Origin of the sequence: Massilia scottii (assembly GCF_030846495.1) — a bacterium.
Lineage (GTDB): Bacteria > Pseudomonadota > Gammaproteobacteria > Burkholderiales > Burkholderiaceae_D > Telluria_A > Telluria_A violaceinigra.
In genome coordinates this window covers 1-13887 of sequence record NZ_JAVCWM010000017.1, presented here as the reverse complement: position 1 = coordinate 13887, position 13887 = coordinate 1, and the positions used below count along the sequence as shown (strand labels likewise).

Sequence of the window (13887 nt, the reverse complement as noted above, 5' to 3'; positions counted from 1 at the left end):
CGCATTACATTTGCTCCATTCGGTTAGAAGTGATTTGGCTTGAATTGGTGTCAGGGGATGGCGCCAGCGGCGCCGGCTCGCGCCAGACGCTGTGCTGCTCGCCGGAGCGGCCGCGCCAACGCACGCGCGCCGCCATCCACAGCAGCGCCAGGCCGCCGAGCAGCGACAGGCCGTCGATCCACAGGTAATCGGTCACGTACGGCTTGGCGATCGGCATGCCGGGGAACACACTGGCCAGCAGGCTGGTCGCGGGAACCAGCAAGGTCGCCAGCGCCGCGGCGAGCGTGAGCCGGTAGCCGGCCCAGGCCGCGCCCTTCACCAGCGCCGCCAGCAGGCCCACGCCGAGCGCGGTGTTAAACACGGACAGGCCGATGCCGGCCATGTCCAGGCCCAGGCTGGCTTCCCAGCGCAAGGCCACCAGGCCCAGCGGCAGGCCGATGACGGCGCCCAGGCACAGCCCGACCGTCAGCGCGGCCACCCAGCGCACGTGGCGCGGCTGTTCGAGGGGCACGGCAAGCTGGCGGTTCTTGCGCAGGCGCGATTCGATCCACAGCAGGTTGCCGGTGTAGAACAGGATCGCGCCGAGCACGCCCATCACGGCATACGCCACGCGCACCGGTACCCCGCCAAAGCTGCCGAAGTGCAGCGCGAAGATGGCGGACAGGCTCGCTTCCCAGTTGGTTTGCTGGTGCGGCAGCAGGCTGATGCCCTTGTTGATCTGGCCGGTGACGGGATTGAAGTTCATGAAACCGGCGCGCGGGGCGCGCATGTGGCCGCTCCAGTCTTCGCCGCCCATGTTTACTTGCGGTTTGGGGCTGTTCAAGCCGCGGTAGGTCAGTTCGGTTGGCGTGAAACTGGCGGAGCGCGCCCGGGCGCTGGCCAGCATGGCCGACGGCGCCACCCAGGCTGCGCTGGCGCCGGGGCCGGCCTTGCCCTTGGCGCGCGGCGCCGCTTCGGCTGGTTTGCCGATGGCGTGAATGGTGGCGTCCTGCGTGTCGTAGACCCAGTCGTGCAGGCAGAAGCCGGCCGTGGTCAGGGCAATGGCCAGGTGGAACGGCAGGCTGGTGATGCCGATCAGGTTGTGCGCGTCGAGCCAGAGGCGCTTGACGTTGGCGCTAATACGCAGCAGGAGCAAATCCTTGACCAGCGACGGCAGCAGGATCACCACGCCGGAAATGAGCGCCAGCGCGTACAGCAGGGCCACGAAGCCGATGATCGGCTCGGCCACGGCGCCGGCCAGCGGCAGGCCGCCGTTGCGGTGCACTTCGTCGACGAAATCGCCGGCCGGCCCGGTTTGCGCGGCGCCCGTTTGCAGCTGGCCGGCTGCGTCCAGGGTCACCTGCCAGCTCGCGCCCTGCTTGTCGGCATAGCGCATGCGGCCGAAACCTGGCTGCTCGCGGTCCAGCACCAGCACGGCGCTGCCGATGGCGTCGTCGCGCGCGGCGAAAAATGCCCGGGCCAGCGCATCGACCGGCGAACTGGCAGCCTGCTGCGCGCTGGGGACAGCCTCGGCCCAGCGGCCGATTTCCGGCTTGAACATGGTGAACGCGCCGGCGTAAAAGGCGATGAACAGCATCACGCCGCTGAGGATGCCAACCCAGGTATGCACCACTTTGTAGGTGCGCACGATCTCCGGCTTCATGCGGCGCTCCCGCCGGCCTGCATCAGGAGGTAGCAGGCGGCAGCGGCCAGCGCGTTGGCCAGGGCCAGCCAGGTCCAGCAGGCGCGCTTGCTGGGCACCAGGAAAATCAGGGCGATCACGCTCACCCACAGCGGATACACGACCCACATCGTCAGTTGCCCGACGATCGGGCCGGCGTCCAGCCATCGCATCAACTGGTGCAGCACGCCGCTCAGGGCAATCGCCAGCGGGTAGCCCAGTACCAGCGCGACCACGCCGTTATGCAGGAGCACCTGGTCGCGTTGCGCGCTGTCCTTAGCCATGCGCCCTCCCCGCGCGCGCGCGGCGCACCGCACGCAGCACGCCGACGAGCGGCAGGGCGATCATCCAGATGGTCAGCACGGTCAGGATGGCAGTGAAGGTGCTTGCGCGTGCGGCGAGGATGACGACGGCCAGCAGCAGCGGCGCCGCCCCCAGCGCCCAGCCCAGCGCGGCCGGCAGACGTGGTTCGGCCCTGGGTGTGCTCAAATTGCAGCACACGGCGGAGAGCAGCGTCAGGATCAGGGCAAGGGCGAACAACATACTGGCTTTCAACTCGCCCGTGGGACTGGGGAGACGGCCGCATCTTACCCCAAATGTAAATGATTCTCAATACGATGGTTGAGTAAAATATATCTTTCGGAAGAAGTTGCGTTCCGTAAGGAAATTTTGTATAGTGATCGAATCCGATCTCTGGGCACAGGACCGAGGCCCCAGCGCCGCCTGCGCGTCCACGCAATCACCGAATTCCTCCGGCCACGCACCCGCCGATCCTTTGCACTGTTGCAAAATGCTGACGCTGCGCGTCACTGACCGGGTGGACCATGGACATCGACCTCCCTTTTTCCGACGATACCAGGCGCGTGCGCGCGCCCTGGATGCCCGACAGCGGGCAGGAAGAACGCTTCGACCGCCTGACTCGCCTGACCGCCATCGCCATGGCGGTGCCGATCGCGTTGGTGTCGCTGGTCGATGAAGAGCGCCAGTGGTTCAAGTCGCGCGTCGGGCTGGACGCGACCGAAACGGCGCGTTCAATCGCCTTCTGCACCCACGCGGTGGCCAGGCGCGAGATGCTGGTGGTCGAGGATGCGCTGCAAGACCCGCGCTTTCACGCCAATCCCCTGCGGCAATCCGCTTCTATGCCGGCCAGCCCGTGTTCTCGCACGATGGCGAAGCGGTCGGCACCCTGTGCATCATCGATACCGTGCCGCGCCAGTTCGACGACGCGGCGCGCCAGAGCCTGCGCGACTTCGCCAGCCTGGTCGAGGATGAACTGAACAAGGGCACGCTGATCGCCGCGCGCGTGAGCGCCGAAGCGGCGCTGCAGGCACTCAATATCGAACTGGAAAAACGCATCGACGAGCGCACCGCCTCCCTGCGCGACGCCAACGACACGCTCAAGCGCGAGATCCGCCAGCGCCTCAGCGCCGAAGCGACCCTGCGCGCCAACGAGGAACGCATCCGCACCATCATCAGTTCCTCATTCAGCGCATTTATCAGCACCGACGCGAGCGGCATGGTGGTGGACTGGAACCCGTCGGCCGAGCGCACCTTCGGCTGGACGCGCGAGGAAGCGCTGGGGCGGGAACTGGCCACGCTGATCGTTCCGGAAAGCTACCGCGCGGCGCACCGCGCCGGCATGCGGCGCTTCACCCGCCATGGCGCGGGCAGCATGATCAACACGCACATCGAAATGCCGGCCTGCACCCGCGACCATGGCGGCATCACGGTCGAAATGACGATCAACGCCTTCCAGGCCGGCGGCGAGACCTTCTTCGGCGCTTTCCTGCACGATGTGTCCGGGCGCATCAAGGCCAAGCTGGCCTTGATGCAGAAGCAGCAACTGCTCGACTCCGTGCTCGAAACGCTCGATGTCGGCGTGGTGGCCTGCTCGGCCGACGGCACGCGCCTGCTGGAAGAGCGCGACGTGCCGCTGGTGCGCGCGCTGCACGGCGAAACGGTCAGGGATTGCGCCATGCTGATCGCGCCCAAGGGCTTGCACCGGCGCTACGTGCTGGCCAGCGGGCGGCGCATGATCGGCCCGAATGGCGAGGCCATGGGCGCGGTGGTGGCGATGAAGGACATCACGGAACTGAGCGAATCGCAGCGCAAGCATAAACTGAACGAGCAGCGCCTGCGGGCGATTACCGAAAACCTGCCGGCCCTGATCGGCCAGGTCGACAAGGCCGGCAATTTCACCTTCCTCAATTCGCAGGCGCTGCGTTTCTACGGGCGCGAAAACGCACAATTGATCGGCCAACCGGTGCGCCAGGCCTACAGCGCGCCGGAATTCGAGAAAGTCGAACAGTTCATCAAGCTGGCGATGCAGGGCAAGCGCGTCTCGTTCGAGGACGAAATCACGGTCGAGGGACGGCGCTCGTATTACCACGCCTCGTATATCCCCGACATCGACGCCAGCGGCTCGGTCAACGGCTTTTACGCGATGGCCTTCGACATCACCGCGCGCAAGCGCAGCGAAATCCGCCAGCGCGAAAGCGAGGAGCGCCTGCGCACCGTCACCGACAACCTGCCGGCGCTCATTTCGTACCTCGACATCGACCTGCGCTACCGCTTCGCCAATGCCATGTACAAGCAGTGGTACGGCATCGATCCGGCCGACATGGTGGGAAAATCCATCACCGACGTCTTCCCCGCGCACTTCTGCGGCCAGCGCGAACAGCAACTGCGGCGCTGCCTGGAAGGCCACACCGTGCAGCTGGAACTGGAAGTCGAACACGGTGGAGAAGGCCGCATCCTTCACTCGGTGTACATCCCGCACATGCGCGATGGCGTGGTGCTGGGCGCCTACCTGCTCTCGACGGATGTAACGGCGGCGCGCCGGCACGAGGCCAACCTGAAGGCGCTGGCCAATACCGATACGCTGACCGGCTTGCCGAACCGCCGCAGCTACGAAGCCGAGCTGGAAGCGGCGCTGGCCCGCAGTGTGCGCAACCGTACTGGCATCGCCCTGATGTACCTCGACATCGACCGCTTCAAGCAGATCAACGATACGCTCGGTCACGCCTGGGGCGACGAGGTGCTCAGGGAGTTCGCCAGGCGCTTGCTGGGCGCGGTCAGGAAGACCGATACGGTATCGCGCCTGGCGGGCGACGAATTCACCATCATCCTCGAAAGCGTGCGCTCGCCCGAGGAGTGCGCGACAATCGGCGCCAAGATCGTGGAGGCGATGCGCCCGCTGTTTTCGGTCGGCGACATGGCGCGCCAGGTATCAAGCAGCATCGGCATCGCCTGGACCGGCAGCGCCCAGCCCGACGCGCGCGAACTGGCCAGGGAGGCCGACGCGGCGCTGTACCAGGCCAAGGCCGCGGGGCGCAACCAATATTGTCTGGGAACGCAGCAAGCGTGATGGTGCGGCGCCGGCGAGGCCGCGCGCATGACATATCGCGGCCTCTTTCCGGATCCTGGCCCGCACTGCGAACGGACAAGCATCCGGACGCGCGGCACCCGGATGCTTGCGCCTACCAGCTTGCGCCGCCCTGCCCCCGCCTCGCCAAGGCCACGCCATCGCCCGCCCGCCAGCCGCCGCCGAGCACCTTGTAGAGGGTGACCCGGCTGGTCTGCTCGGCCAGCCTGACTGAAATCAGGCCTTGCTGCGCCGCATACAGCGCCCGCTGCGCGATCAGTGCATTCTGGAAGGTGTCAGCGCCATTCTTGTAGCGCGCCTCGTAAATCCGATAGCTCTTGTCGGACGCTTCCACCAGTTGCCGCTGCGCGTTCAGGCGCTCGTCCACCGTGCCGCGCTGGGCCAGGGCGTCGGCCACTTCGCGAAACGCGGCCTGGATGGTCTTCTCGTACTGCGCCACCCCGATATCGCGGTTGACCTTGGCCACCTCCAGGTTGGCGCGGTTGGCGCCGCCGTCAAAAATCGGCAGGCTGATCGACGGCGCGAAACTCCACACGCCCGAACCGCCGTCAAACAGGCCAGACAGGCTGGAACTGGCCGTGCCGGCCTGCCCGGTAAGCGTGATGCGCGGGAAAAAGGCCGCGCGCGCCGCGCCGATGTTGGCGTTGCTTGCCTGTAGCGTACGCTCGGCCGCGAGCACGTCCGGCCGCCGGTACAGCAGGTCCGACGGCAAGCCGGCGCTGACCGCGGTGAGCGCGGTCACGTCAGCCAGGCCGGCATCCGGCAGCAGGTCGCCCGGTACGGCGGCGCCGGCCAGCAGGGTCAGCGCATTCTGGCCCTGCGCCACCTGGGCGGTGTAGGCGGCGGCATCGGCACGCGCCGTTTCCACGGTGGTGCGGGCCTGGTACAGGTCCAGCCCGGCCGCCGCGCCGGCCTTGACGCGGCTCTCGCTCAGTTCCAAAGACCGCTGCTGGCTGGCCAGGGTCTGGCGCGCGAGAAGCAGGCGTTCCTGGTCGGCCATCAGGGTCAGGTAGGCGTTGGCCACTTCGGCCACCAGCGACATCTGCACGCTGGCGCGCGCTTCCTCGGTGCCCAGATAGGTTTGCAGCGCCGCTTCCGACAGGCTGCGCACGCGGCCGAACAGGTCGGCCTCCCAGGCGGCCACGCCCAGGTTCACGCCGTACTGCCGATTCACGGCGCCCTGCCCGCCCGCGCTCATCTTGTCGGCCGTGCGCTGGGCGCTCTGGCTGGCGCCGGCCGCCACCGACGGCAACTGCGCCGCGCGCTCGATGCGGTACTGGGCGCGCGCCTTGTCGATGTTCAGTGCCGAGACGCGCAGGTCGCGGTTGTTGGCCAGGCTCAGCGCGATGAGTTGCTTCAGGCGCTCATCGGCGAAGTAATCGCGCCAGGCGATGTCGGCGGCCGCTGTGGCGCCCGCGGCGGCAGGCGCCGGGTACGCCGTGCCGGCAGGCCAAGCCGCAGCGACCGGGCTGACCGGCTGCTGGTACTTGGGCATCATTGTGCAGCCGCTGATCGCGGCTGCGAGTAGGGTCAGTCTCAAGGTCGCACTAATTAAGATATTCATTTCAATGTCCCTCCACGGAAGCGATGGCGGGCACGGGCGCCACCTTGTTTTTGCGAACCACGAAAGCGCGGACCACCACGAAGAACACCGGCACAAAAAAGATGCTCAGGAAAGTCGACGTCAGCATGCCGCCCAGCACGCCGATACCGATGGCGTTCTGGCTGGCCGAGCCGGCCCCGCTGCTGATCGCCAGCGGCAACACGCCGAGCCCGAACGCAATCGAGGTCATCAAAATCGGACGCAGGCGCAGGTGCACCGCTTCCAGGGTCGCTTTCCTCACATCCATGCCGCCATCTTCCAGTTCCTTGGCAAACTCGACGATCAGGATGGCGTTCTTGGCAGCCAGACCCACCACCGTCAGCAGCGCCACCTGGAAGTACACATCGTTCGACAGGCCGAACAGCATGGTGCCGAGCACGGTACCGAGCACGCCCAGCGGCACCACCAGCAGCACCGAGAACGGAATCGACCAGCTTTCATACAGCGCGGCCAGGCACAGGAACACGATCAGCAGCGACATGGCATACAACATGGTGGTTTGCGAACCGGCGGCGCGCTCTTCGATCGACACCCCGCTCCACTCGAAGCCGATGCCTGGCGGCAGCTTGGCGACCAGCTTTTCCATTTCCAGCATGGCGTCGCCGGAGCTGAAACCCGGTGCGGCCACGCCCTGGATGTTGAGCGATGGCGTGCCGTTGTAGCGCTCCAGGCGCGGCGACGCATAAATCCACTTGCCGGTGGCAAAGGTCGAGAACGACACCATCTCGCCGCTGGCATTGCGGGCGTACCACTTGCCGATGTCTTCCGGCGCCATGCGCGCATCCGACGCGCCCTGCATGTACACCTTCTTGACGCGGCCGCGGTCGATGAAATCATTCACATACGCGCCGCCCCACGAGGTGGAGAGCGCGTTATTGATGTCGGCCAGCGACAGGCCGAGCGCGCTGGCCTTTTGCTGGTCCACTTCCAGCTTGTACTGGGGCGAATCCTCCTGGCCGTTGGGACGGACCTGCACCAGCATCTTGCTTTGCGCGGCCATGCCGAGCAACTGGTTCCGGGCGCCCATCAGCGCTTCGTGGCCGAGGCCGCCTTCATCCTTGAGCATCAGGTCGAAGCCGTTGGCGTTACCGAGTTCCATCACCGCGGGCGGGGCGATGGCGAACACCATCGCATCCTTGATCTGCATGAAGCGGCCCATGGCCTTGCCGACGATGGCCGGGGCGCGCAAACCCTCGCTGCCGCGTTCCTCGAAGTCCTTGAGCTTCACAAAGGCCATGGCCGCGTTCTGGCCGTTGCCGGCAAAGCTGAAGCCGGCCACCGAGAACACCGAGGCGACCGCATCCTTCTGCTCGTCCAGGTAATGCTGCTCGACCTGCTCGACCACCTTGAGCGTGCGCTCCTGGGTGGCGCCGACCGGCAATTGCACCAGGGTGTACAGGATGCCCTGGTCTTCCGCCGGCAGGAACGAGGTCGGCAGGCGCAGGAAGCCGACGGCCATCAGCAGCGCCAGCACGGCGTACACCACCATGGTGCGGCCGGTGCGGGCGATCAGGGTACCGACCCAGCCCTGGTAGCGACGGCTGCTCTTGTCGAAACTGCGGTTGAACCAGCCGAAAAAGCCGGTGGTGCCGGCCTTGTGGCCCTGTTCGACCGGTTTGAGCAAGGTGGCGCACAGCGCCGGCGTGAATACCATGGCCACCAGCACCGACAGCACCATCGCGGACACAATCGTGATCGAGAACTGGCGGTAGATCACGCCGGTCGAGCCGCTGAAAAACGCCATCGGCACGAACACGGCGGAGAGCACCAGCGCGATACCGACCAGTGCGCCGGTGATCTGGGTCATCGATTTTTTGGTCGCTTCCTTCGGCGACAGTCCCTCTTCGCTCATGATGCGTTCGACGTTTTCGACCACGACGATGGCATCATCGACCAAGAGGCCGATCGCCAGCACCATGGCGAACATGGTCAGGGTATTGATGGAATAGCCGAGAATGCTGAGCACGGCGAAGGTGCCGAGCAGCACGACCGGAACGGCCATGGTCGGAATCAGGGTGGCGCGGAAGTTCTGCAGGAACAGGTACATCACCAGGAACACCAGCACGATGGCTTCGATGAGGGTCTTGACCACTTCCTCGATCGACAGCTTGACGAACGGCGAGGTGTCAAAAGCAACCACGGCTTTCATGCCGACCGGAAAGTTTTTCTGCATTTCCTCGACCTTGGCCTTGACGTTCTTGGCCGTGTCGAGCGCGTTGCCGCCGGTGGCGAGCTTGATTGCCACGCCGGCGGCAGGCTTGCCGTTGAAGCGGGCCACGATGTTGTAGCTTTCGCTGCCCAGCTCCATGGTCGCCACGTCGCTCAGGCGCACCACGGCGCCGTCGGCACGGGTCTTGAGCAGGATCGCACCGAACTGTTCCCTGGTTTGCAGGCGGCTCTGGGCCGACACGGTGGCATTGAGTTGCTGGCCGGGACGCGCTGGCGCGCCGCCCAGTTCACCCGCCGACACTTCCGCATTCTGGGCGCGGATGGCGCTGCTCACGTCGGCCGGGGTCAGCTGGTAGTTGAGCAGTTTGGCCGGATCGAGCCAGATCCGCATCGCGTATTGCGAGCCGAACTGGGTCACGTCGCCCACGCCTTCCACGCGGCTGAGCGAATCGACCACGCTGGAAGCGACGTAATCGCCCAGGTCGGCCTGCTGCATGCTGCCGTTTTCCGACACGAAACCGAGCACCATCAGGAAATTCTTGGTGGACTTGCTCACCACCAGGCCCTGCTGGGTGACGGCGGCCGGCAGCAGCGGCGTGGCCAGTTGCAGCTTGTTCTGCACCTGCACTTGGGCGATGTCCGGATCGGTACCGTTGCTGAATGTCAGCGTGATGCCGACCGAACCGCTCGAATCGCTGCTCGACGACATATATTGCAAGCCATCGATCCCCTTCATCTTTTGTTCGATGACCTGGGTGACGGCGTCTTCCACCGTCTTGGCGGACGCGCCCGGATAGCTGCCGCTGATCGAAATCGATGGCGGCGCAATGCCCGGATACTGCGAAATCGGCAAGCCCAGGATGGCCAGCACACCGCCCAGCATGATCACCAGCGCGATAACCCACGCAAAGATCGGACGGTCAATAAAGAAACGGGCCATGGTTATGCTCCTGCCGGGGCCGCACGGCCTGCCACGCCTTGGGCGCCGGGCGCTGGGGCACCTGCCGGGACAGCCACGGCGGGCGCGCCGGGACGCACTTTCTGCACCCCTTCGACGATCACGCGCTCGCCCGGAACCAGGCCGGCATTGACCACCCACTGGTCGCCCACGGCCGCGCCGGTGCTCAGCACGCGCTGCTCGACCTTGTCTTCCCTGGTTAATACCAGTGCGGTCGCTTCGCCGCGCTGGTTGCGCGTGACGCCGACCTGCGGCACGGTGATGGCCTTGTCGTCCAGGCCGCTGTCGAGTACGGCGCGCACATACATGCCGGGCATCAGTTCGCCCTTCGGATTCGGGAACAGCGCGCGCAGGGTGACGTTGCCGGTGCCGGCATCGACGCTCACATCGGCGAACTGCAGCTTGCCCGGCGCGCTGTATTTGCTGCCGTCGGCCAGCAGCAGGCTGACCGTGGCCTGGCCGCCCTCCGCCTGTTTCAGCTTGCCGCTCTCGAAGCGGCGGCGCAGCGCCAGCAGTTCGGTGCTGGACTGGGTCACGTCGACATAGATCGGATCGAGCTGCTGCACGGTGGTCAGCGCATCGGCCTGGCCGGCGGTCACGAGGGCGCCGGCGGTCACGTTCGAGCGGCTGATGTGGCCGCCGATCGGCGCGTACACATTGGTGTACTTCAGATTGATATTGGCGACGTCGAGCGCAGCCTGGGCCGATGCGACGTCGGCGCGGGCCTGGGCCGCGCTGGCGAGCGCGTCTTCGCTATCCTGCTTGCTGACGCCTTCGACGGCCAGCAGTTCCTGGTAGCGCTTCGCTTTCGGCTCGGCCGCCAGCAACCTGGCCCTGGCGCTGGCCAGGGTGGCCTTGGCCGAGTTGACCGACGCGACGAAGCTGGCCGGATCGATCTGGTACAGCGCCGTGCCGGCCTTGACGGTGGAGCCCTCGACGAACAGGCGCTTGAGGATCAGGCCGCCAACCTGGGGCCGCACTTCGGCCACCTGGTAAGCGGAAGTGCGTCCGGCCAGCTCGGTAGTAACCGTCATCGGCTGGGCCGCGACCGTGTGCACCACCACTTGCGGCGGGCCGGGCGGCGGTGGCGCGGGTGGCGCTTTTTTGCCGCAGGCGGCGAGCAGGACGGCGGCGCCAAGGGCCAGCAGGACGGGCGCGCCGGCGGCCGGCCTGGCGGAGCGGGGAAAGAGGTTCGATTGCATGTCGGCTTTCGTTAGTTGAACGGTCGGTGCTTGTCGCGGCAAGCCTGGACTTGCCGTGAAGCCGCCAAACAAGTGTTTCAAACAAGCGTTTAATACGACTGTATCAAACAGCTGTTTAGTTGTCAACCAGAAATTGTGAGTTGATAATGTGGCATTGCCGGGATCGCCGATGCCCGGTGATGGAAACGCATGGACAAGGCAGGAGCTGCTATGTACAATTCAAAAATCAGAAATTAAACAAACGTTTAATTCGCAAAAACCAGGAGTGTCTTGAAGATGAAAGCTGACGACAACGATGTCCGCAACCGCATCATCAGCGCGGCCACGGAGTGCTTTGCCGAGAACGGTTTCAAGGCGACATCGGTGCGCAAGATCTGCGAGCGCGCCGGTGCCAATCTGGCGATGGTCAACTATTATTTTGGCAGCAAGGACGGGCTGTACCTGGCGATCATCGACCGCGAGGGCGGCAGCGCCGAGATGGACGAACTGACCGTGCCGGCACGCGACGCGTCGGTACCGGCCACGCTGCGCCTGGCGCATCTGATCGAACGCCTGCTGGTCGACATGATGACCAGCGGTCCGCATTCGCTGATCTCGCGGCTGATCAGCTGGGAACTGGTGGAGCCAACCGCCGCCCTGCGCCATATCGTCGACACGCTGATTGAGCCGCTTCAGGAAGTGATGCAGGAACTGGTGCGCGAGATCGCTCCGCCGGGCACGAGCGAGGTCGAGATCCGCAACAACCTGTTCAGCATCCTGGGCCAGATGCTGTATTACAGCCACTCGAAGCCGGTCAATGAAATGATGGCACCCGACATCGTCTACGACGAAGCCGGCATCCGCGGGATCGCGCGCCACGTGACCGCGTTCTCGCTGCGCGCACTGGGCGTGGCCGACGCGGATCACGGCAAGCGTTGACGCCGTGCGCGGCCGGCGCTGGTTCAGCCGAGGATATGATAGCCGGCATCGACGTACAGTGTGCTGCCCGTCATCGCGCTGGCCCCGTCGCCGGCCAGGAACGCGCACAGCGCGCCGACGTCGGCGATGTCGACCAGGCGCCGCAATGGCGCGCGCTGCGCCGCCTGCGCAAGCAGCGCGTCGAAATGCGGTATCCCGGAGGCCGCGCGCGTGGCCAGCGGGCCCGGCGAGACGGCGTTGACCCGGATACCCCCGGGGCCCAGCTCGGCCGCGAGATAGCGCACGCTGGCCTCCAGCGCCGCCTTCACCGGCCCCATCAGGCCATAGCCGGGAATCACCTCTTCCGCGCCCACATAGCTCATCGTCATCAGGCTGCCCCCCTCCTTCATCAGCGGCTGGGCCAGCCGCGCCATGCGCGCAAACGAGTGGCACGAGATATCCATGGCGCGCGCGAAGCCCTCGCGCGAGCTGTCGGTCACGCGGCCGTGCAGGTCGCTCTTGGGCGCGAAAGCGATCGAGTGCAGCAGGAAATCAAGGCGCCCCCAGCGCGCGCCGATGGCGTCGAACACGGCTTCCAGCTGGCCGGGCTGCTCCACGTCCAGTGCCAGCAGGATGCTGGCGTCCAGTTCGCGCGCCAGCGGCTCGACGTACGGGCGCGCCTTGTCGTTAAACCAGGTGATGGCCAGTTCGGCCCCGGCCGCGTGAAACGCGCGCGCGCAGCCCCACGCGATGCTGTGTTCGTTCGCGATACCGACGACCAGGCCTTTTTTCCCCTGGAGCGAGAGCGCTTCGGTCATATTGCTTCCTTCCCTAGTTCGGATTTCAACCGCGTGCGGCGCGCATCGGCATGCGCCTTCATGCTGTTGGACCGGTTTCCCGCAGGCCGGTTCGGTGCGGCGCCGCCATTTGAAAGCGCGCGATTTCCCATGCGCTGCCAGTATGCGCCCGGCGGCAGGGCATCCTGCATTCTGCTCGTCATCGCTGCGAATCTCGCACAACTTGATGCACATCAAGTAGCAATTCCGATGGCATGGCGTAAATTTGACGCAATTACCGATCCACTTTTCAAGGAGCTCACAATGTACAAAACCATACTGGTCCATGTCGATGCAAGTGCCGGACTGGCCGCGCGCGTGGAACTCGCCGCGCGCATGGCAATCGCGCATGACGCCCATCTGGTGGGCGTCGCGCCGACCGGACTGTCGGCATACATGTATCCCCTCAGCGCCATGGGTGCGGGCATGCCCCCGATCGCGTTCCCGATTGAAGAAGTCCGTGCCGGCGCCGAGCGCTCGCTGGACCTGTTCGAAAGCGGCGCGCGCCAGCTCGGAGTGAATTCGCTGGAGCGGCGCATGGTCGACGAGGAAGTCGGAGACGGCCTGTGCCTGCAGGCCAGGTACGCGGACCTGGTGGTCATCGGCGCGCCGGCGGCCGACACGGTGTTCTTCGCGCGTCCCGGGGTCGCCGGGCACGTCCTGCTCAACTGCGCCCGGCCGGTGCTGGTGACGCCGGCCGCCGGCGCCGGCGGCGCGATCGGAAAACGCGTCACCGTGGCATGGAACGGGAGCGCGGAGGCGGTGCGCGCCATCACCAGCGCGCTCCCCCTGCTGCAGGGCGCCGCGCACGTGGATCTGGTCGTGGCAGGCAAGAACGGCCATGCCGATCTGTACGCCGAACAGCCCGGCGCCGACATCGCGCTCTACCTGGCACGGCACGGGGTCAAGGTCGACGTGAGCATGATCGACGGCGGCGACGACGACGGCGAGTCGCTGTTGTCGTTCGCGGCCCGCAAAGGCGCCGACCTGATTGTCATGGGCGCCTTCGGCCGCTCCCGTTTGCGCGAGTTCGTGCTCGGCGGCGCCACCCGCACGGCGCTGCTCTCGTCGCCGATACCGTTGTGGATGGCGCATTAACGCACCTCATTACCGGCCGCGCCCCTGTGGCGCGGCCGGCCCCGCGCCGTAGCCGTAGCCGGGCCCGCCCGCGTCCCTC

Annotated in this window: 12 protein-coding genes; 4 read left to right on the top strand and 8 right to left on the bottom strand. The window is 66.1% G+C overall.

What is annotated here, in order from left to right; all coding sequences use genetic code 11:
* Positions 1-4: 4 nt before the first annotated feature.
* The 3 genes from RBA41_RS22050 to RBA41_RS22040 are packed head-to-tail and all read right to left on the bottom strand — an operon-like array spanning position 5 to position 2203.
* The gene (locus RBA41_RS22050) at positions 5-1642 is read right to left on the bottom strand and encodes a PepSY-associated TM helix domain-containing protein (RefSeq protein WP_306626397.1); all 1638 of its coding nucleotides are present in this window, start codon (positions 1640-1642) and stop codon (positions 5-7) included.
* Positions 1639-1944: a hypothetical protein gene (locus RBA41_RS22045; protein WP_306626396.1), complete on the bottom strand. Its 306-nt coding sequence runs from the start codon at positions 1942-1944 to the stop codon at positions 1639-1641. Before RBA41_RS22045 ends, RBA41_RS22050 begins: the two co-directional genes overlap by 4 nt.
* Positions 1937-2203, bottom strand: coding sequence for a hypothetical protein (locus RBA41_RS22040; RefSeq protein ID WP_306626395.1), 267 nt, complete (start codon positions 2201-2203; stop codon positions 1937-1939). Before RBA41_RS22040 ends, RBA41_RS22045 begins: the two co-directional genes overlap by 8 nt.
* A 281-nt stretch (positions 2204-2484) precedes the next feature.
* Between RBA41_RS22040 and RBA41_RS22035 the strand changes: the two genes are divergently transcribed.
* The gene (locus RBA41_RS22035; protein WP_306626394.1) at positions 2485-2937 is read left to right on the top strand and encodes a GAF domain-containing protein; all 453 of its coding nucleotides are present in this window, start codon (positions 2485-2487) and stop codon (positions 2935-2937) included.
* Positions 2847-5027 (top strand): PAS domain S-box protein, encoded by a 2181-nt coding sequence (locus RBA41_RS22030; protein WP_374709588.1) that lies wholly within the window; start codon positions 2847-2849, stop codon positions 5025-5027. The genes RBA41_RS22035 and RBA41_RS22030 overlap by 91 nt, the downstream gene beginning before the upstream one ends.
* A 112-nt stretch (positions 5028-5139) precedes the next feature.
* On the opposite strand, the gene adeC is transcribed toward RBA41_RS22030, so the two are convergent.
* The 3 genes from adeC to RBA41_RS22015 are packed head-to-tail and all read right to left on the bottom strand — an operon-like array spanning position 5140 to position 10977.
* Positions 5140-6609 carry an AdeC/AdeK/OprM family multidrug efflux complex outer membrane factor gene (adeC, locus tag RBA41_RS22025; RefSeq protein WP_306626393.1) on the bottom strand — a complete coding sequence of 490 codons (1470 nt, stop codon included), beginning with the start codon at positions 6607-6609 and terminating at the stop codon, positions 5140-5142.
* Position 6610: 1 nt separating this feature from the next.
* Entirely contained in the window at positions 6611-9757 is a 3147-nt protein-coding gene (locus tag RBA41_RS22020; protein ID WP_306626392.1) for an efflux RND transporter permease subunit, read from the bottom strand.
* A 2-nt stretch (positions 9758-9759) separates the two neighbouring features.
* A complete protein-coding gene (locus tag RBA41_RS22015; protein WP_306626391.1) occupies positions 9760-10977 on the bottom strand; it encodes an efflux RND transporter periplasmic adaptor subunit in 1218 nt (405 codons plus the stop codon).
* A 276-nt stretch (positions 10978-11253) separates the two neighbouring features.
* Here RBA41_RS22015 and RBA41_RS22010 point away from each other — a divergent pair, with 276 nt between their 5' ends.
* Positions 11254-11895, top strand: coding sequence for a CerR family C-terminal domain-containing protein (locus tag RBA41_RS22010; protein WP_306626478.1), 642 nt, complete (start codon positions 11254-11256; stop codon positions 11893-11895).
* Positions 11896-11918: 23 nt separating this feature from the next.
* Here RBA41_RS22010 and fabI read toward each other — a convergent pair whose 3' ends face one another.
* Together fabI and RBA41_RS22000 are read right to left on the bottom strand one after the other, a co-directional pair.
* Positions 11919-12692, bottom strand: coding sequence for an enoyl-ACP reductase FabI (gene fabI / locus RBA41_RS22005; protein ID WP_306626390.1), 774 nt, complete (start codon positions 12690-12692; stop codon positions 11919-11921).
* Positions 12689-12862 (bottom strand): hypothetical protein, encoded by a 174-nt coding sequence (locus RBA41_RS22000; RefSeq protein WP_306626389.1) that lies wholly within the window; start codon positions 12860-12862, stop codon positions 12689-12691. Before RBA41_RS22000 ends, fabI begins: the two co-directional genes overlap by 4 nt.
* A gap of 112 nt (positions 12863-12974) precedes the next feature.
* Here RBA41_RS22000 and RBA41_RS21995 point away from each other — a divergent pair, with 112 nt between their 5' ends.
* Entirely contained in the window at positions 12975-13808 is an 834-nt protein-coding gene (locus RBA41_RS21995; protein ID WP_306626388.1) for a universal stress protein, read from the top strand.
* Positions 13809-13887: the final 79 nt, after the last annotated feature.

Bases quoted from the DNA above. Each gene is read 5' to 3' on its own strand.
- RBA41_RS22035 (WP_306626394.1), top strand. From the start codon at position 2,485: ATGGACATCGACCTCCCTTTTTCCGACGATACCAGGCGCGTGCGCGCG.
- RBA41_RS22010 (WP_306626478.1), top strand. From the start codon at position 11,254: ATGAAAGCTGACGACAACGATGTCCGCAACCGCATCATCAGCGCGGCC.
- RBA41_RS22020 (WP_306626392.1), bottom strand. From the start codon at position 9,757: ATGGCCCGTTTCTTTATTGACCGTCCGATCTTTGCGTGGGTTATCGCG.
- RBA41_RS22015 (WP_306626391.1), bottom strand. From the start codon at position 10,977: ATGCAATCGAACCTCTTTCCCCGCTCCGCCAGGCCGGCCGCCGGCGCG.
- adeC (WP_306626393.1), bottom strand. From the start codon at position 6,609: ATGAATATCTTAATTAGTGCGACCTTGAGACTGACCCTACTCGCAGCC.
- RBA41_RS22000 (WP_306626389.1), bottom strand. From the start codon at position 12,862: ATGCAGGATGCCCTGCCGCCGGGCGCATACTGGCAGCGCATGGGAAAT.
- RBA41_RS22045 (WP_306626396.1), bottom strand. From the start codon at position 1,944: ATGGCTAAGGACAGCGCGCAACGCGACCAGGTGCTCCTGCATAACGGC.
- fabI (WP_306626390.1), bottom strand. From the start codon at position 12,692: ATGACCGAAGCGCTCTCGCTCCAGGGGAAAAAAGGCCTGGTCGTCGGT.
- RBA41_RS21995 (WP_306626388.1), top strand. From the start codon at position 12,975: ATGTACAAAACCATACTGGTCCATGTCGATGCAAGTGCCGGACTGGCC.
- RBA41_RS22040 (WP_306626395.1), bottom strand. From the start codon at position 2,203: ATGTTGTTCGCCCTTGCCCTGATCCTGACGCTGCTCTCCGCCGTGTGC.
- RBA41_RS22050 (WP_306626397.1), bottom strand. From the start codon at position 1,642: ATGAAGCCGGAGATCGTGCGCACCTACAAAGTGGTGCATACCTGGGTT.